The sequence below is a fragment of the Streptomyces sp. NPDC006610 genome (genome assembly GCF_040611575.1).
Taxonomy (GTDB): Bacteria; Actinomycetota; Actinomycetes; order Streptomycetales; family Streptomycetaceae; genus Streptomyces.
Genome location: NZ_JBEXOP010000016.1, coordinates 131,485 through 148,312, shown reverse-complemented (window position 1 = coordinate 148,312; position 16,828 = coordinate 131,485). Strand labels below are relative to the sequence as shown.

At 74.0% G+C, this 16,828-nt stretch carries 19 protein-coding genes; 10 read left to right on the top strand and 9 right to left on the bottom strand.

Translation table 11 applies throughout. From position 1 onward, the window contains the following. Window positions 1-68: 68 nt before the first annotated feature. The 3 genes from ABZY13_RS16045 to ABZY13_RS16035 all read right to left on the bottom strand — a co-directional run bounded on the left by ABZY13_RS16045 (window position 69) and on the right by ABZY13_RS16035 (window position 1,724). Entirely contained in the window at window positions 69-464 is a 396-nt protein-coding gene (locus tag ABZY13_RS16045) for a helix-turn-helix transcriptional regulator (protein ID WP_356630998.1), read from the bottom strand. Between the two features lie 93 nt (window positions 465-557). Then, window positions 558-764: a DUF5999 family protein gene (locus tag ABZY13_RS16040; RefSeq protein ID WP_356630996.1), complete on the bottom strand. Its 207-nt coding sequence runs from the start codon at window positions 762-764 to the stop codon at window positions 558-560. A 366-nt stretch (window positions 765-1,130) separates the two neighbouring features. Next, window positions 1,131-1,724, bottom strand: coding sequence for a hypothetical protein (locus ABZY13_RS16035; RefSeq protein WP_356630994.1), 594 nt, complete (start codon window positions 1,722-1,724; stop codon window positions 1,131-1,133). 576 nt (window positions 1,725-2,300) lie between these two features. Here ABZY13_RS16035 and ABZY13_RS16030 point away from each other — a divergent pair. Continuing rightward, window positions 2,301-3,818 carry a glutamate--cysteine ligase gene (locus ABZY13_RS16030; protein ID WP_356630992.1) on the top strand — a complete coding sequence of 506 codons (1,518 nt, stop codon included), beginning with the start codon at window positions 2,301-2,303 and terminating at the stop codon, window positions 3,816-3,818. Window positions 3,819-4,031: 213 nt separating this feature from the next. After that, window positions 4,032-4,772: a CPBP family intramembrane glutamic endopeptidase gene (locus ABZY13_RS16025; RefSeq protein WP_356631040.1), complete on the top strand. Its 741-nt coding sequence runs from the start codon at window positions 4,032-4,034 to the stop codon at window positions 4,770-4,772. 21 nt (window positions 4,773-4,793) lie between these two features. Here ABZY13_RS16025 and ABZY13_RS16020 read toward each other — a convergent pair whose 3' ends face one another. Next, a complete protein-coding gene (locus ABZY13_RS16020) occupies window positions 4,794-5,609 on the bottom strand; it encodes a PhzF family phenazine biosynthesis protein (RefSeq protein WP_356630990.1) in 816 nt (271 codons plus the stop codon). A gap of 275 nt (window positions 5,610-5,884) precedes the next feature. On the opposite strand from ABZY13_RS16020, the gene ABZY13_RS16015 reads away from it, so the two are divergent. Then, the gene (locus tag ABZY13_RS16015) at window positions 5,885-6,514 is read left to right on the top strand and encodes a PadR family transcriptional regulator (protein WP_356630988.1); all 630 of its coding nucleotides are present in this window, start codon (window positions 5,885-5,887) and stop codon (window positions 6,512-6,514) included. An 88-nt stretch (window positions 6,515-6,602) separates the two neighbouring features. Here the strand turns inward: ABZY13_RS16015 and ABZY13_RS16010 are convergent, their stop codons facing one another. Next, window positions 6,603-6,791 (bottom strand): hypothetical protein, encoded by a 189-nt coding sequence (locus ABZY13_RS16010; protein ID WP_356630986.1) that lies wholly within the window; start codon window positions 6,789-6,791, stop codon window positions 6,603-6,605. Window positions 6,792-6,990: 199 nt separating this feature from the next. Here ABZY13_RS16010 and ABZY13_RS16005 point away from each other — a divergent pair, with 199 nt between their 5' ends. The 3 genes from ABZY13_RS16005 (at window position 6,991) to ABZY13_RS15995 (ending at window position 9,862) form a co-directional block, all read left to right on the top strand. After that, complete coding sequence (locus ABZY13_RS16005; protein ID WP_356630984.1) at window positions 6,991-7,566, top strand: Clp protease N-terminal domain-containing protein; 576 nt, start codon at window positions 6,991-6,993, stop codon at window positions 7,564-7,566. Between the two features lie 92 nt (window positions 7,567-7,658). Continuing rightward, on the top strand, window positions 7,659-8,663 hold the full coding sequence (locus ABZY13_RS16000) for an EamA family transporter (RefSeq protein ID WP_356630982.1): 1,005 nt from the start codon (window positions 7,659-7,661) through the stop codon (window positions 8,661-8,663). Between the two features lie 197 nt (window positions 8,664-8,860). After that, window positions 8,861-9,862 carry an EamA family transporter gene (locus ABZY13_RS15995; protein ID WP_356630980.1) on the top strand — a complete coding sequence of 334 codons (1,002 nt, stop codon included), beginning with the start codon at window positions 8,861-8,863 and terminating at the stop codon, window positions 9,860-9,862. A gap of 27 nt (window positions 9,863-9,889) precedes the next feature. Here the strand turns inward: ABZY13_RS15995 and ABZY13_RS15990 are convergent, their stop codons facing one another. Beyond that, on the bottom strand, window positions 9,890-10,585 hold the full coding sequence (locus ABZY13_RS15990) for a pyridoxamine 5'-phosphate oxidase family protein (protein ID WP_356630978.1): 696 nt from the start codon (window positions 10,583-10,585) through the stop codon (window positions 9,890-9,892). A 35-nt stretch (window positions 10,586-10,620) separates the two neighbouring features. Here ABZY13_RS15990 and ABZY13_RS15985 point away from each other — a divergent pair, with 35 nt between their 5' ends. Continuing rightward, a complete protein-coding gene (locus tag ABZY13_RS15985; RefSeq protein ID WP_356630976.1) occupies window positions 10,621-11,952 on the top strand; it encodes an aminotransferase class I/II-fold pyridoxal phosphate-dependent enzyme in 1,332 nt (443 codons plus the stop codon). A 407-nt stretch (window positions 11,953-12,359) separates the two neighbouring features. Here ABZY13_RS15985 and ABZY13_RS15980 read toward each other — a convergent pair whose 3' ends face one another. After that, complete coding sequence (locus tag ABZY13_RS15980; RefSeq protein WP_356630974.1) at window positions 12,360-13,340, bottom strand: DMT family transporter; 981 nt, start codon at window positions 13,338-13,340, stop codon at window positions 12,360-12,362. Between the two features lie 75 nt (window positions 13,341-13,415). Here ABZY13_RS15980 and ABZY13_RS15975 point away from each other — a divergent pair, with 75 nt between their 5' ends. Beyond that, entirely contained in the window at window positions 13,416-14,348 is a 933-nt protein-coding gene (locus ABZY13_RS15975; protein ID WP_356630972.1) for a LysR family transcriptional regulator, read from the top strand. Between the two features lie 29 nt (window positions 14,349-14,377). Here the strand turns inward: ABZY13_RS15975 and ABZY13_RS15970 are convergent, their stop codons facing one another. After that, complete coding sequence (locus ABZY13_RS15970; protein ID WP_356630970.1) at window positions 14,378-14,845, bottom strand: pyridoxamine 5'-phosphate oxidase family protein; 468 nt, start codon at window positions 14,843-14,845, stop codon at window positions 14,378-14,380. A gap of 176 nt (window positions 14,846-15,021) precedes the next feature. Further along, entirely contained in the window at window positions 15,022-15,489 is a 468-nt protein-coding gene (locus ABZY13_RS15965) for a Rieske (2Fe-2S) protein (RefSeq protein ID WP_356631038.1), read from the bottom strand. A 164-nt stretch (window positions 15,490-15,653) separates the two neighbouring features. Here ABZY13_RS15965 and ABZY13_RS15960 point away from each other — a divergent pair, with 164 nt between their 5' ends. Then, the gene (locus ABZY13_RS15960; RefSeq protein ID WP_356630968.1) at window positions 15,654-16,409 is read left to right on the top strand and encodes a HipA family kinase; all 756 of its coding nucleotides are present in this window, start codon (window positions 15,654-15,656) and stop codon (window positions 16,407-16,409) included. Further along, window positions 16,406-16,789, top strand: coding sequence for a DUF3037 domain-containing protein (locus tag ABZY13_RS15955; RefSeq protein ID WP_356630966.1), 384 nt, complete (start codon window positions 16,406-16,408; stop codon window positions 16,787-16,789). The genes ABZY13_RS15960 and ABZY13_RS15955 overlap by 4 nt, the downstream gene beginning before the upstream one ends. The last annotated feature ends 39 nt before the right edge of the window (window positions 16,790-16,828 follow it).

The window sequence follows — 16,828 nt, the reverse complement described above, 5'->3', positions numbered from 1 at the left end:
TCGCAAGGCCGGGTGACCGCCGGTGCAGGGGCCCGGAGCGGTGCCGGTGCGGGTGTCGATCTCAGGCGTCAGGCACGGTCGATATGAACGTTTGTCGACTTCACCCGGGCCGTCGCCTCCATCCCCACCTCCAGGCCCAGCTCCTCGACGGCCTCGCGCGTCAGCAGGGACACCAGACGGTGCGGGCCGGCCTGGATCTCCACCTGGGCGGCGACGTCGCCGAGCTTGATGGCGGTGACGATGCCGGGGAAGGCGTTGCGGGCGGAGGTGTACGACGTCTCCTCGTCGCCACCGCCGGCCTTGGCGAGTTCGACGGAGAACGCGGCGAGGTCCCGTCCGTCGATGAGGCGGCGTCCGGTGTCGTCGCGGTGGGTCGCCATCCTGCCCGCGTCCGCCCAGCGGCGCGCGGTGTCGGGGCTCACGCCGAGCAGCCGTGCGGCCCGGCCGATCGTGTAGGAGTGCATGGGGGTCACGATAAAGGCGGCGCGGACATGCGAAGGGGCCGGTGCGCGGATGCTGCTCCGCGGTCCGGCCCCGGTGCGTCGTTCGTGAGCTCCTCAGGCGGCGGTCACGATGTGGCGGCCGTCCAGTGTGCGGTGCGGGGCGATGACCCGGCCGTCCGGCAGGAGCTCACCGGTGTCCTCGAAGAGGAGGACGCCGTTGCACAGCAGGCTCCAGCCCTGCTCCGGGTGGTGCGCCACGAGGCGGGCGGATTCCCGGTCGGCGGAGTCTGCGGTCGGGCACGGCGGCTGGTGCTGGCACATGGAAGGGATCTTTCGCTCTGTCGTGCTGTCGTGTGGGATCGTCGGCGTGTCCGACGAGTCGGACCTGTCTGTCTCGCGGCGTGAAGCGTCGTTCATGGCCGCCCCCCGTTGTGATAAGTCGGTCGGTCCCAGTGTTGCCCCACGGGCGTCGTTCCGCAGGCATTTGGCTGCACCGCTCTTCACTGGTTCAGGACGCGTCACCCGCGCGGGCGGTTCATCTCAACGGCACCGTCACTTCGGGTGGTTCCGGATGGCCCGTGCGGACCAGGTTCTGGTCCGCACGGGCCGTACCCCGCCTCAGGACGGCTCCGGTGACGGGGTACGGGCGGGCGCGGTGCCGGTGACCGGCGCGGGGTGCGGGAGGGCTCAGGCCGGGGCCGGGGAGCCGAGCAGGGGCGGTGCCGGGGCCACGCGATGGGTGAGCACCGGCAGCAGATCGGCGACCCGGTGCGGCCGGTGGGCCGCGATGCCGGGCGGCGCGGGCGCCAGCGGCACCAGCAGGTCGGTCGCCGCGGGGTCGCCGTCGGCTCCGTCCGAGTCGGTGTCGCCGTGCAGCCAGAGGGTGAGCATGTAAAGGCCCGGCACGGACAGCAGTCGCGGCTGGTACGGCTGCGTGAGCGTCTCCGCCTGGCGCAGGGCGCGTTCGGTGGAGGTGACGTAGGGGCCCTCGAAGAAGTGCGAGAACGCCCACCCGTCCGGGGTCAGCATGGTCTCCGCGGCGGCGATCGCGTGGCCGTCGCAGTGGACGAGGAAGCGCCAGCCGGCGAGCCGGGTGACGGGGGCGCCTTGGGGGGTGATCCGCTCGAGTACGTGGACCGGGAGCGGGAGTTCGGGCGTGGTGGGCCCCTGGGCGCTGCGCAGGGCGGGCGTTCGGGCCTCGTGGACCGCGGTGGGGGAACCGAGGGCCGTGAGGACGGAACGGACTGCGGGCGCGGGGGCCGGGGGAACGTGCAGCGGCATGGTGGGTCGCCTCTCATTCGACAGGCAAGGCGGCGCGAGGGGGGGGCGGGGCGGACAGCACTGTCAGCACACGGGGGCAGTGAGGCGGGGGCCGGGGCCTGTGGAACGAGAGGTATGGGGTGCCGGCTGCCGTACGCCATCTCGACGGCAGGTTTCCCCCGACGGCGGGCGCCAACCTTCTGCCTTGAGCGGAGTTTATACGGCAAATGTTCAGACGGTGTTTCGGCTAGTCGATTCGGGGCACTCGCGCAAGGGTTCATTCGGCCTGCCGGAAGCAGGCGATACGCGGGAAATCCTCCCGATTCCGGGAGGCTCGGCCCGGCGCTGACCTCGGGCATCGCTCCGGCCGCGGTCGGCCAATTCTCGTCGGCGTTTTTCACGAGGTCGCCGGTACCGGAACCGCATACTGCGCCTTGCCAGGGGAATGTGCCTCCGGTCACGGTCGTTCCGAGTGACCACACTAGCGGTTGCGGGCCTTCGCCGGGGACGTTATGGATCGCTTGGCCTGGGCATCATCCATCCTGACCCGGACACCGGCGGCCGATCTTCGGCCCGCCCACCGAGGAGGGAACTTCGATGGGGGAGAAGGTCGTGGCAGGCGCGTTCGACCTGTCCGATCGCCAGCGCTACCGCGCCAAGCTCCAGCAGTGCCTGGAGGGGCTGCGGCGCTTGCTGGACGAGGAGCGGTTCGAGCGCCCCAGGAACCTCATGGGACTGGAGATCGAACTGAATCTCGCCGGTCGGGACGGCTCGCCGCGAATGCTCAATGCGCAGGTGCTGGAAAAGATCGCAAGCCGCGATTTCCAAACAGAACTCGCCATGTTCAACCTGGAAGTCAACATCGCTCCGCACCGGCTCGGCGGGCGGGTATTCGACCGGCTCGCCGAGGAACTCCGTACGTCACTGGCATATGCCCACCGGAAAGCGGGCGAGGTCGACGCGGGAATCGTGATGATCGGCATTCTGCCGACCCTCGACCGCGACGACCTGGTCTCCTCCAACCTTTCCGACGTCGACCGTTACACGCTTCTCAACGACCAGATCGTGGCCGCTCGCGGCGAGGACTTCACGCTCGACATCGACGGTGTCGAGCATCTCAGGTGCACGTCGCGGTCGATAGCGCCGGAAGCCGCCTGTACGTCCGTGCAATTGCACCTGCAAGTGACACCGGGGCGCTTCGCGGACGTGTGGAACGCGGCCGAGGCGGCCAGCGCCGCGCAAATAGCCGTGGGCGCCAACTCACCCTTCCTCTTCGGCCGCGAGCTGTGGCGCGAGTCCCGGCCGCCGCTGTTCCAGCAGTCCACGGACACCCGCCCGCCGGAGCTTCAGGCGCAGGGCGTGCGCCCGCGCACCTGGTTCGGGGAGCGCTGGATCTCGTCGGCGTACGACCTCTTCGAGGAGAACCTGCGCTACTTCCCCGCCCTGCTGCCCATCTGCGACGACGAGGACCCGCTGGCGGTCCTCGACGCCGGCGACGTGCCCAAACTCGCCGAGCTGGTCCTGCACAACGGCACCGTCTACCGCTGGAACCGGCCGGTCTACGGGCTGGTGGACGGGGTTCCGCACCTGCGCGTGGAGAACCGCGTCCTGCCCGCCGGCCCCACGGTCGTGGACGTGCTCGCCAACGCGGCCTTCTACTACGGCCTCGTCCGCGCGCTCGCCGAGGAATCGCGGCCGGTGTGGACCAAGCTGCCGTTCGAGGCGGCCGCCGCCAACTTCGACGCCGCGTGCCGGCACGGCATCGACGCCCGCTTCACCTGGCCCCGGCGCGGACGGTACGGGGGCACGGGCGAGGTGGACGCGGTGACCCTCGTGCGCGACGAACTGCTGCCGCTCGCCGAGGCCGGGCTGGACGCGTGGGGAGTCGAGCGGGCCGACCGGGATCTGTATCTGGGGATCATCGAGGAGCGCTGCCGGCGACGGGTGAACGGGGCGTCGTGGCAGACGGCGACGTTCCACAAGGCGTTGGAGGGCGGTCTGTCGCGGGACGCCGCGCTGGCCGCGACGACCCGGCGCTATGCCGAGCTGATGCATCTCGGGGACCCGGTGCACACCTGGCCGGTGGGCATGCCGGAGGCCGCGCGGGCGGCGTGAGGCGGATCGGCCGCGCGGAGGGCGGGTCTCCGCGCGGTCGGCGGTGCGGGCGGGCCGGGGGCGGCCCAGGGGATCGGCGGTCGTCTGCGAGGCTGTCGTGTGCGATCTTCGTACTCTCTTCGGTACGGGGCCACACGACGGGAGGCAGGGGTGCGGGCAGAGGCGGGCGCGGAGGGCGGGACCGGGACGACGCCGGAGCGGCCGTCGCGGCGGATGCTGCGGGACGAGACGCTGGTCGTACTCGCGCTGTCACTCGGCGCCAGCGGCGTCTCGGCGCTGATCAGCTTCGTCGGGTCGGTCACCAGGCCCGGTGGCCTCAAGGACCAGGCCGCCACCCTCAACTCCTCGGCCGCGCCCGGCAGACCCTGGCTCGACCTCGCCTGGCAGCTCTTCGGCATCGCCAGTTCGCTGGTGCCCGTCGTCCTCGTCGCCCACCTGCTGCTGCGCGAGGGGCGCAGCCTGCGCACGCTCGGCTTCGACCGCACGCGCCCCTGGCCCGACCTCGGCCGCGGAGCCGTGATCGCCGCGGTGATCGGCAGCACCGGCATCGCCTTCTACCTGGCCGCCCGCGGCCTCGGTTTCAACCTCACCGTCGTCCCCGAAGACCTGCCCGACGTGTGGTGGAAGTACCCGGTGCTGATCCTGTCGGCCCTGCAGAACTCGGTCGTCGAAGAGGTCGTCGTCGTCGGCTATCTGCTGCGCCGCCTCGACCAGCTGGGCTGGAGCCCCCTCCGGTCGATGGCCGCCAGTTCGGTGCTGCGCGGCTCGTACCACCTGTACCAGGGCATCGGCGGCTTCATCGGCAACATGGTCATGGGGGTGGTCTTCGTCCACCTCTACCGGCGCTGGGGGCGCGTCGGGCCGCTGGTGGTCGCCCACTCGCTGCTCGACATCGGCGCGTTCGTCGGGTACGCGCTGCTGGCCGGGAAGGTGTCCTGGCTGCCCACGGCGTGACGCGGGTCCGCGGACACCGCGTCAGGGCCGCGCGAGCAGTTCGCCCTCGATGACGGTGACCGCGCGGCCGCTCAGCAGGGTGCGGGCGCCGCGCAGTCGCGTGCGGACCAGGCCGGAGCGCGGGGACGCCTGCAGACCGGTCAGCTCGGGTGTGCCGATGCGCTCGGACCAGTACGGGGCCAGGGCGGTGTGGGCGCTGCCGGTGACGGGGTCCTCGTCGATGCCGACGTTCGGGAAGAAGCAGCGGGAGACGTAGTCGTACCCCCGGGCCCGGTCCTCGGCACGGGCGGTGGCGATGACGCCGCGCGCCGAGTGGGCGCCGAGGGCACGGTGGTCGGGGCGCAGCGCGTGGACCGTCTTCTCGTCGGCCAGCTCGATCAGCAGGTCGCCCACGTTCGGGCCGGTGTCGAGGGCGGCGAGCGGCTGTGCGCCGAGGGCCTCGGCGACGCCGTCGGGGATGTCGACCGCAGTGAGCGGGGCGGTCGGGAAGTCCAGGGTGATCATGCCGTCGGCGTCGGGCGTGGCGGTCAGGACGCCGCTGCGCGTGGCGAAGCGGACGGGACCGGTGTGGGCGCCGGTGGTGTGCAGGACGTGGGCCGTGGCGAGCGTGGCGTGCCCGCACAGCGCGACCTCGGTGGCGGGCGTGAACCAGCGCAGCGCCCAGTCCGCCTCGTCGCCCTCGGGGAGCGGGTGGGCGAAGGCCGTCTCGGCGTGGTTGACCTCCATGGCCACGCGCTGGAGCCAGCCGTCGTCCGGGAAGGCGTCGAGGAGCAGGACCCCGGCCGGGTTGCCGGCGAAGGGGCGGTCGGTGAAGGCGTCGACGATTCGAATCCGCATGGCCAGGACGCTAGAGGGTGCGCGAAGGGGCGGGCCAAGGCCAATCGGGGAGTGGTGGACCGGTTTTCCGGCGCGTCGGAGGCGTACGCCCGGCGGGGCCGACCCGGCGGGCTCGCCCGGCTTTGCCCTCGTTCTTCCCGTCCGGCCCTTTCCCGGCCGTGGCCCGGGTCGTGGATCCGGAGGGGCGGCGACGTTCGGGCACTCTTGCCGGACGACAGGTTCCGATATATCGTTGAGGCATCGCGTTAGATCAGTGAATGAATGGAGTGATGGCGATGCGCACCCACGGATACGAGCGCGGCCATGGACACGGTGGCGCCGGTCGGACGGGGCGGGGCGGCTTCGACGGGCGGCGGGCCGCCTTCGGGCCCTTCGGGCCGGGCGAGCGCGGGTTCGGGCCCGGTTTCGGTCCGGGTTTCGGGCCCGGACCCTGGGGCGGGCGAGGGCGCGGCGGGCCACGGGGGCGGGCGCGGCGCGGTGACGTGCGGGCGTCGATCCTCGCCCTGCTGACGGACCGGCCGATGCACGGCTACGAGATGATCCAGGAGATCGCCGAGCGCAGCGGCGGCGCATGGAAGCCCAGCCCCGGCTCGGTCTACCCCACCCTCCAGTTGCTGGAGGACGAGGGCCTGATCGTCAGTGAGAGCGAAGGCGGCAAGAAGCTCTTCTCCCTCACCGAGGCGGGCCGCGCGGCGGCCGAGGAAGGCCCCGACGCGCCCTGGGAGGAGGCGTCCCGCGGCGTCGACTGGGAGGCGCTCGGCGAGATCCGGCAGGCCGGCTTCGGGCTGATGGAGGCCTTCGGGCAGGTCTGGAAGACCGGCAGCAAGGAACAGCGCGAGAAGGCGCTCGGCGTCATCAACGACGCCCGCAAGAAGCTGTACCTCATCCTCGCCGACGAGGACTGACGGGCATCGGCCCCACGCGCGTCGGGGTGGTCCGCGGCCAGGCGTCGGGGGGTCCGGGGTCGGGTGACGGTGTGATCCGCCGGGCGGTTCAGCCCACCCGGCGGATCACCGCCGCGTCGAACACGTCCCACGCGCGCGGGAACGGACCCTCGTCGTGGCAGTGCCATGCGTCCCAGAACAGGTCGGCGGGCAGGGCGTCCTCCGGGGCGTGGACGCGGTAGACGTACTGCATGCCGTCCACGGCCGGCAGCGCCACCAGCCAGCACTTGCACTCCATGTCGGTGTGGGACGACTGGACGCGCGCGAAGGTTGCGCTTCGGGGGGCGCATGGCAAGGCGGCGCGCGCTGTGCGCGCCACTGTGGCCTGATCTCATCCCCAAGGAGGAGATGCGGGCGGGGATGTCCGCTTTCTGCGGGACCCGAAGATGCTTCTGGCCGGGGATGACCGGCGCCGAAGAGACTGATGGGGTGAAGGTGTGCAATCCCGAATTCCCCGGCAGTCGCCCCGTGACCCGGGGCTCCCCGGACCGGTCACGGACGCCTGGCTCAGCGCCGAGCTGGCGGCGGTGGTCGCCGGTGCCCGCAGACGGGCCCTGCGCGACGGGGACCGGCAGATCGACACCGCGCATCTGCTGCACTCCCTCCTCGAGTACGACGCCGATGTGCGCGCCCTCTTCGACGCCGGGCCCCGGCTCGCCCGGCTCCTCGGCTATCTCGTGCAGCGCAGCATCGGCTACGGACTGCGCTGGCAGAGCAGCGTCGAGGACTCCGGCGCGGCACCGGCCCTGGGCGGCGGGCAGGAGGGCGAGGGGTACTCGCCGCTGGCCGCCGCGGCGCTCGGCCGCGCCTGGGAGCGGGCGGCGCGACGTGGGGAGGAGCGGGCCGGCGGGGTGGACCTGCTCGCCGTGATCGTCGCCGAGCCGCGGGCGCGGGCCGTCGAGGTGCTCGCCCGGGCCGGATGGGACGCGGCCGAGCTGCTGACGCTGATCGAGAGCCTGCCGGCCGCGGGAGAGGGCCGGTCCGGGCGGCTCGACGACCTGCCGGAGTACTGAGCGCGTCCGCCGGAGTGCTGAGCGTGCACGGCGGTCCGGCGCGTGAGACAGGTGCCATATGGGGTGACGGTCATGTCGTCGCCTGTCATCATGTGCCGGTGCATACGTCAGTCAGCAGCCGGGGCAGCCGCGGCAGGGGCGTCGGGCTCGGGCTCGCCGTCGGGTCGGCGGTCGCCTTCGGCGGATCCGGAGTCGCGGCCAAGCCGCTGATCGAAGCGGGCCTCGACCCGCTGCACGTCGTGTGGCTGAGGGTGGCCGGGGCGGCCCTGGTGATGCTGCCGCTCGCCGTGCGCCACCGCGCCCTGGTGCGCAGCCGCCCCGCGCTGCTCGCCGGTTTCGGCCTGCTCGCCGTCGCCGGCGTGCAGGCCTGCTACTTCGCCGCGATCTCCCGCATCCCGGTCGGCGTCGCGCTGCTCGTCGAGTACCTCGCGCCCGCCCTGGTGCTGGGCTGGGTGCGGTTCGTGCAGCGGCGGCCCGTCACCCGTGCCGCCGCGCTCGGCGTCGTCCTCGCGGTCGGGGGACTCGCCTGCGTCGTCGAGGTGTGGGCCGGACTCGGCTTCGACGCCCTCGGGCTGCTGCTGGCGCTCGGGGCCGCCTGCTGCCAGGTCGGCTACTTCGTCCTGGCCGACCAGGGCGGCGACTCGGGCGACGACGCCCCCGACCCGCTCGGCGTCATCGCCTACGGACTCCTCGTCGGCGCGGCCGTGCTCACCCTGGTCGCCCGTCCCTGGGGCATGGACTGGTCGGTGCTCGCGGGCGGAGCGGACATGGACGGGGCCACGGTCCCGGCCGCTGTGCTGCTGGGCTGGATCGTGCTGGTGGCGACCGTCGTCGCCTACATCACCGGCGTGCTGGCCGTACGCCGGCTCTCCCCGCAGGTCGCGGGCGTGGTGGCGTGCCTGGAGGCGGTCGTGGCGACCGTGCTGGCGTGGGTGCTGCTCGGCGAGCGCCTGTCCGCGCCGCAGCTCGTCGGAGGCGCGGTGGTGCTGGCGGGCGCCTTCATCGCCCAGTCGTCCACGCCGGCCAAGCCCGCAGCGGACCCGGTCGCCGGAGGCGGGGCCGAAACGGAGTTGTCCGCGCGGGGAACCTCGGCCTAGGGTGACGATCATGCATTCGGACGCACGCGTTCTCCCGCCCCCGGCCGCCTGAAGGCGGGCCCCGGGAAATCAGCGCCCCGCGCACCGCGCCGGGGCGTGACCGTGCTGCCCGCGGACGAAGTCCGAGGACCCCGCGCCGACGGCGGTCCACCACCGAACTTCCGCGCACCCCGTTGCGCGTCTGCGGAGAGAACACCGTGTCCACACCGTCCCACGCTGTCTCCGGCCTGCCCGTCGGGCGAGGCCTGCTGTATCTGATCGTCGCCGGCGCCGCCTGGGGCACCGCGGGCGCCGCCGCCTCCCTGGTCTACCGGACCAGCGACATGGGCGCCGTCGCCCTGTCCTTCTGGCGCTGTGCCGCGGGCCTCGCGCTGCTGGCCGCCGCACGCCTGCTGCGACCGCGCTCCCGCCCCCGGGCCGTCGCCCGCCCCGAGCCGTTCGCCCGCAGGGCGCTGCGCGTCGGCGCCACCGGGCTCGGGCTCGCCGTGTTCCAGACGGCCTACTTCGCCGCGGTCTCGGCCACCGGCCTGGCCGTCGCGACCGTCGTCACCCTCGGCGCCGGTCCGGTGCTCATCGCGCTCGGCGCCCGGCTCACCATGGGCGAGCGGCTCGGCCGCGCCGGGCTCACGGCCGTCGCCGGGGCGCTCGCCGGGCTCGCGCTGCTCGTCCTCGGCGGCGGAGAGACGGCCGTACGGCCCTCGGGCGTGGTGCTCGCGCTGCTGTCGGCGGGCGGATACTCGGCGATGACCCTGCTGACCCGCTACTGGGGCCGCGACGGCGGTGCGGACGCCTCCGCGACGACCGTGTGGGCGTTCGCGGTGACGAGCCTGTGCCTGCTGCCGTTCGCGCTGGCCGAGGGCCTGGTCCCGCACACCGCCGAGCCGCTGCGGCTGCTGTGGCTCCTGGCGTACATCGCGGCCGTGCCGACGGCGCTCGCGTACGCCCTCTACTTCGCGGGCGCGGCCGTCGTACGGTCCGCCACCGTGTCGCTGATCATGCTGTTGGAACCGGTCAGCGCGGCCGTCCTCGCCGTCGCCCTGCTCGGTGAACGGCTCGACGCGGCCACGCTGGCCGGCACGCTGCTCCTGCTCGCCTCGGTCACCGGGCCGGCGACGGCCGAGGCGAGGGGATCGTCCTCCGGGCGGAGGGGACGCACGCGGGCCGTGAGCCGGCTGCGTGAGCGGGTCGCACGGAGGTGAGGTCCGCGAGGTGACCGGGCCGGCGGGTCACGCCGAGGTGAGGTCCGCGAGGTAGCCGGGGAGCCCGGTCCCGGCGGCCAGCTCCGGGTCCGGGAGCGGGGTTCCGTAGCCCTTGCGGAGGGGGACCACGCCGGCCCAGTGGGGCAGGGCCAGGTCCTCGGGCTCGTCGTTGACGCCGCCGGTGCGGAGCTTCGCGGAGACCTGGTCGAGGTCCAGCCGGATCACCGCCGTGGCGGCCAGTTCCTTCCTGTTCCCGGGCCGGGAGTCCTTCGACCGGCCCGGGACCACCTGCTCGACCAGCGCGTCCAGGGCCTCGCGCTTCTCCTCGGGGTCCGTGACGTCGTGGGCGACGCCGTGCACCACCACCGAGCGGTAGTTCATGGAGTGGTGGAACGCCGAGCGGGCCAGGATCAGCGCGTCGACATGGGTGACCGTCAGGCACACCGGCAGCCCCGGACCGGCGGCCTGCCCCGCCATGCGCAGCGGGCGCGAGCCCGTCGATCCGTGCACATAGAGCCGCTCGCCGATCCGGCCGTACAGCGTCGGCAGGACGACGGGGGCGCCGTCCCGGACGAAGCCGAGGTGGCAGACGCAGCCCTCGTCGAGTATCGCGTGCACCAGTTCCCTGTCGTACGCGGCTCGGCCGGGGGAGCGGGTGGGGACCGTGCGCTCGGTCGGCGTGTAGGCGGTGGACTGCGACGGCGTCTGCTCGGACCCCTGCATGGCACTCTCCATTGCACTAGTGCATACTTGTGTTTGTGCTAGGAGATTATCGGATCGAGGGCCGGGGCGCCGCGGAGATTTCCGCGAGCGTGGAGCGCGGGGTGGGGTCCGGGGCGCTGCGACCGGGCCAATTGCTGCCGCCCATGAGGGAGTTGGCGGCGCAGCTGGGCGTGAATCCCAACACCGTCGCCGCCGCCTATCGAGTCCTGCGCGAGCGCGGGGTCATCGAGACGGACGGCCGGCGGGGCAGCAGGGTGCGGCCCAAGCCGGCCACGACCGGGCGCGAGCAGATCCGGGTGGAGGTGCCGGAGGGCGTGCGCGACCTGGCCGCCGGCAACCCCGACCCGGTGCTGCTGCCGTCGCTGAGGGAGGCGTTCGCGGCGGCGGCCGAGCAGGGCGACCGGACGCCCGTGCTCTACGGCGACGATCCCCTCGAACCCGGCCTGGTCCGTGCCGCGCGGGACGACCTCGACGCCGGGGGAGTGCCGCCCGGGCCGGTCGCCGTCACCTCGGGCTCGCTGGACGCCGTCGAGCGCGTCCTCGCCGCGCACCTCAAGCCGGGGGACGCCGTCGCCGTCGAGGACCCGGGGTGGGGCAGCCTGCTCGACCTGGTGCCCGCGCTGGGGCTGCGGACCGTCCCGGTCGCCGTCGACGACGAGGGACCGCTCCCGGCCGACGTCGAGCGCGCCCTCACGGCGGGAGCGCGCGCCCTCATCGTCACCGACCGGGCCCAGAACCCCACCGGCGCCGCCGTCAGCGCCCCCCGCGCGCGTGCCCTGCGCTCCGTGCTGCGCCGGCATCCGGCGACCCTGGTGATCGAGGACGACCACGGGCACGGGATCGTCGACCTGCCCCTGCACCCGCTGGCCGGTGTCGCCCGCCACTGGGCCTTCGTCCGCTCGGTGGCCAAGGCATACGGCCCCGACCTGCGGCTCGCGGTGCTCACCGGGGACGACGTCACCCTGGACCGGGTCCGCGGACGTCAGCGGCTGGGCCCCGGCTGGGTCAGCCTCCTCACCCAGCGGGCCGTGCTGCGGCTGTGGACCGGCGGCGCGGTGGACCCCTCCGCGGTGGCGGCGGCGTACGGGCGGCGACGGGACGCGCTGATCGGCGCGCTCGCCCGGCACGGCATCGCCGCCCGCGGGCGCAGCGGCCTCAACGTCTGGATCCCGGTCCCGGACGAGACCGGGGCCGTCGCCCGCCTCCTGCACGCCGGCTGGGCGGTCGCCCCCGGCGCCCGCTTCCGGATGAGCGCCCCGCCGGGCATCCGGGTCACCGTCTCGACGCTGGCCGAGTCGGAGGCGGCGGCGCTGGCGGACGCGATCGCCGCGGCGGTGGGGCCGGCGCCGGGGCGGAGGTGGGTCTGACGGGAGGGGCCGATCCGACGCGGTGAGGGGGTCGCCGCACGCTGCCGGCCCGGCGCCCGGGCGGGACCGGGGCTGGCCGGGCGCCGCCGTCCGTGGACCGGGGGTTCGCTGCGGGCCGACCGCTCGCGCCCGGCCGACCGCAGGCGGCCCACGTCGGCGCGGTGGGGCGTTTCGACGCGGGGTCGGGCGAGGCGCCGCTCGGCGCTGCGGGCGGTGCCCGGGCCGGGGGCGGCGCCCCGCGCCGGCTCCCCGGCCGTCCGCGGACCCGGCGTCAGCTCACTCCGGCCGCCGGCGACCGCCCGCGCCGGCTCCCCGGCCGCCCGCAGCGCCCCGCCCAACCCTCCCGCCTGCTCCCCGGCCGCCCCCACCTCCCCGTCGGCTCACCCAGGCCGTCGACAGCCGTCGCGTCAGCTCGCCCCGGCCCTCCTCGGCCGCACCTGCGTCAGCGCCGCGCCCGCCAGGACGATCGCCGCGCCCACCGGCGTCGACCACGTCAGGGACTCCCCGAGGACCGCGACGCCCGCCGCGGTGGCGATCACGGGGATGAAGTAGGTGACCATCTGCGCCGTCGTCGGCCCGACCTCGGCCACCAGGCCGTACTGCAGCAGCACCGCCAGTCCCGTGCCCAGGGCTCCCAGAGCGGCGATCGCCAGCAGCGGAACGACCGCCGGACGGGCCGGCGCGCTGGTGAACAGCGGCGTGACGACCGCGAGCTGGACGGTGGCGAGCAGCAGCTGCGTCCCCGTCAGGGACAGGTTCGACGCGCCCGTGCCCGCCAGCGTGCGGCGGACGTAGATCCAGCCGACCGGGTAGCTCAGCGAGGCCAGCAGCGCGAGCCCGGTGCCCGTCGGGTCGACGCCGGTGAAGCCCTGCCAGGCTCCGAGCACCGTCAGCACCCCGAGGAAGCCCAGCCCCAGACCGGCCACCCGGACCCGGGTCGGACGGTCCTCGGAGAGGGCGACCAGCGACAGGGCCATGCCCCACAGCGGCGAGGTCGCGTTGCAGATGCCGGCCAGCGTCGACGGGATCGTCAGCTCGGCGTAGGCGAACAGCGAGAACGGCAGGGCGTTGAGGAGGAACGCCGCGACCGTCAGGTGCGCCCAGTTCCGCGCCCCGCGCGGGAGACGCTCGCGCTTGACCGCCATCGCCGCCGCGAGCACCGCCGTACCGAACACCAGCCGCCCGAGGGTCACCTGGAAGGGGGCGTACCCCTCCGTGCCGACCTTGATGAGCAGGAAGCTGAAGCCCCAGATCAACGACAGGGCGGCGAAGCGCAGACGCCAGTCGACGGTCCGGCGGGGCCGGGCGGCGGACCGGCGGAGGCGGCGTCCGGGACGCCGGACGGGGTGCCGGTCGGGGCGGGTTCCGGAGGCGGTGACGGTGGTCATGGGCACCACCATGCGACGCCCGCATCTCGTAGCACAATCGAGAATTCGCGCCGCATATCTCGTAGCATCACTTACATGTTGAACCTGGAGCGGCTGCGCACCCTGGACGCCCTCGCCCGGCACGGATCGGTGAGCGGCGCGGCCGAGGGACTGCACGTCACGACCTCGGCGGTCTCGCAGCAACTGGCCAAGCTGGAGCGGGAGGTCGGCCAGCAGCTGCTCGCCAAGCACGGGCGGGGCGTGCGGCTCACCGACGCGGGCCGGCTGCTCGCCGAGCACGCCGCGCGCATCCTGTCGCAGGTGGAGCTGGCCCAGGTCGACCTGGAGGCACAGCGCGGGCAGGTCGCCGGGGAGCTGCGCCTGTCGGCGTTCCCGACCGCCGCGCGCGGCCTGTTCCCGACGGCGCTGGCCGCACTGCGCGCCGAGCATCCCGCGCTGCGCCTGCGCTCCTGCGAACTGGAGCCGGAGAACGGCATCCGGGGCGTCGTGCGCGGCGACCTCGACCTCGCCGTCGTCCTCGACTGGTACAACAAGCCGATGCCGCTGCCCGACGGGCTGGTCAAGGCGCCGCTCCTGGACGACCCCGCCGACGTCGCCATGCCGGCCGGGCACCGGCTCGCCGGGCGCGAGGAGGTCGACCTCGGGGAGTTCACGCAGGACGAGTGGATCACTTGGGGCGAGGGCGAGTTCTGTCACGAGTGGCTGATGTTCACGCTGCGCTCGCGGGGCATCGAGCCGATCGTCGGCCACCGCGCCGCCGAGACCCACACCCAGCTCGGCCTGGTCGCCGCCGGACTCGGCGTGTGCATCGCCCCGCTGCTGGGCCGGCTGCCGGTGCCCGCCGGGGTCGTCACCGCGCCGCTCAGGCAGCGGGTGCGCCGCCACGTCTACGTCGTCTGGCGCGCCGACGCGGACCGACGTCCGTCGATCCGGGCCGCGGTGCGGGCCCTGCGGGCGGCGGGGGAGCGGGTCGCGGGCGAGCGGGCGGGGGCGGCTGCCGCGGCCTAGCCTAGGTCTGCTGTGGCGAGGGACCGGCGCTACAGGGACGCCAGCTTGCGGAAGTCCCAGGAGACCGTCTTCGTGGGCGTCAGCCGCAGCCAGGCGTGCCGCCCGTCGTGGGGCATCTCCTCCAGGCCGAAGTTCTTGCGGGCGAACAGCGTCTCCGGCGCGTCGAGTTCGGCGTACGGCTCCCCGGTGCGGGGAATCTCGCCCACGAACTCGACGGTCCCGGACAGCTCCGCGCCGCGCAGCTCGCCGTACTCCTCGCCCGTGTCCACCACGACGGCCACCCGCGGATCGCGGCGCAGATCGGCCCAGCGCCTGCTGCGCACGACCGAGTACAGCCACAGGGACGTGCCGTCCCAGGCGAACCAGAGCGTGCTGACGTGCGGGGAGCCGTCGGCCGACACCGTGGCGACCCGACAGGTGCGCTGGGTCGTGAGGAACTCGTCCAGCTCACCGGGCGTCATCATGATCTTGCGGCCCCGGCGCTGAGTGACGGTCATGCGATTCCTCTCGGGAGTGTCGGCAGTGGCAGGTCGCGGGCGTGCGCCCGGGCGCGCGACGGCGGTGTCGTCCCCCGGCGTCCGCACCTTGGAGGCGGTCGCCTCCCCGGGCGCGCGACGGTGGCCAATCTCGCCCGCCCGGGCCGCCACGGCAAGCCCTTCCCCCCGGAGCCGGTTCACGCCCGCTTGATCCGGTCCCCGTCCACGGTGATCCCGGCGGCGGCCAGCGGCTCGGTCGCCGGGCCCTTCTGGACGCTGCCGTCCGTCGCGGAGAACCGGCTGTCGTGGCACGGGCAGATGATCACCCCGTCCTTGACGTCCCGCACCGCGCAGCCCTGATGGGTGCACTTCGAGGAGAACGCCTTGAACTCCCCGGCCGTCGGCTGGGTGACCACCACGTCCCCGAACACCTTGCCGCCGCCCTCGGGCACCTCCGACGTCGAACCGAGCACGGCGCCGCCCGGGCCGGACGAGTCGCCGCCCGGGGCGGACGAGTCGCCGCCCGGGTCGGACGAGTCGTCGTCCGACCCGCAGGCGGTGAGCGCGGCGGCCAGCCCCGCGGCGCCGGCCGCCGCGAGGACGGTGCGGCGGGCCGGGCCCGAACCGGGGTGCGTGCCGGACGCACCGGACCGGCCACCGGACATCTCACCGGACTTCTCGGCGGACACGTCGCCGGACATTTCGCTGGACATGCGGGGTCCTACCCTTCGAGAGGCGGTCCTATCCGTTCAGCAGTACGTCCCGGACGCGGAACCGGTTCAGGGCCCGCGCGGAACTTCACCCGTTCGCGCCCCAGTAACCTGGGGCGATGCTCAAGGAAGTCATCGCGACCCGCTACATCACGCCCCTGCGTGAGGGAGGCTCGCTGCCGGGACTCGTCGAGGCCGACGACTTCGGGACGTACGTCACCAAGTTCACCGGAGCGGGCCAGGGCCGCAAGACCCTCGTCGCCGAAGTCGTCTGCGGCGAACTCGCCCGGAGGCTGGGTTTCAGGGCCCCCGGGCTCGCGGCCGTCCGGCTGGACCCCGTGCTGGGCCTCGGCGAACCCGACCCGGAGGTGCAGGAACTGCTGAAGTCCAGCGGCGGCGCCAACCTCGGCATGGACTTCCTGTCCGGCGCGCTCGGCTTCGACCCGCTCGCCTTCGAGGTGAGCCCCGAGGAGGCCGGGCGGATCGTCTGGTTCGACGCGCTGGTGAACAACGTCGACCGGTCCTGGCGCAACCCCAACCTGCTGATGTGGCAGGGCGAACTCTGGCTGATCGACCACGGCGCCACCATGATCTGGCACCACAACTGGCCCTCCGCCGAGACCTCGGCCGCCCGGCCCTACGACGCCTCCGACCACGCGCTGCGACCGTTCTCGCCGGACGTCGCCACGGCAGCCGCCGACCTCGCCCCGCTCGTCACCGAGGACCTGCTCGCCGAGGTCACCGCCGAGATCCCCGACGTCTGGCTCACCGACGAGCCGGGGTTCGGCACGCCCGACGAACTGCGGCGGGCCTACGCCCGGCCCCTGCTGGCCCGGGCGGCCGTCGTCCACGAGCGCATCCGGGGGGACAAGTGACCGACCGGCACGTCTTCGAGTACGCGCTGCTGCGGGTCGTGCCCCGCGTCGAGCGCGGCGAGTGCATCAACGCGGGGGTGCTCGTGTACTGCCGTGCCAAGGCGTACGTCGGCGCCCGCACGCACCTCGACGAGGCGCGGCTGCTCGCCCTCGACCCCGCCGCCGACGTGGCCGGCGTGCGCGCCGCGCTGCGCGCCGTCGAGGGCGTGTGCGGCGGGGGCGCCGGCGCGGGCCAGGCGGCGGGCGACGACGCGGGCCGCCGCTTCCGCTGGCTGATCGCGCCCCGCTCGACGGTGGTCCAGCCGGGGCCGGTGCACACGGGGCTCACCGCCGATCCGGAGGGTGAAGTGGAACGGCTGCTGGGGCTGCTGGTGCGGTGAGGCCGGGTGTCGGCAGAGGCTGATCGTCGTGCGGGTGCC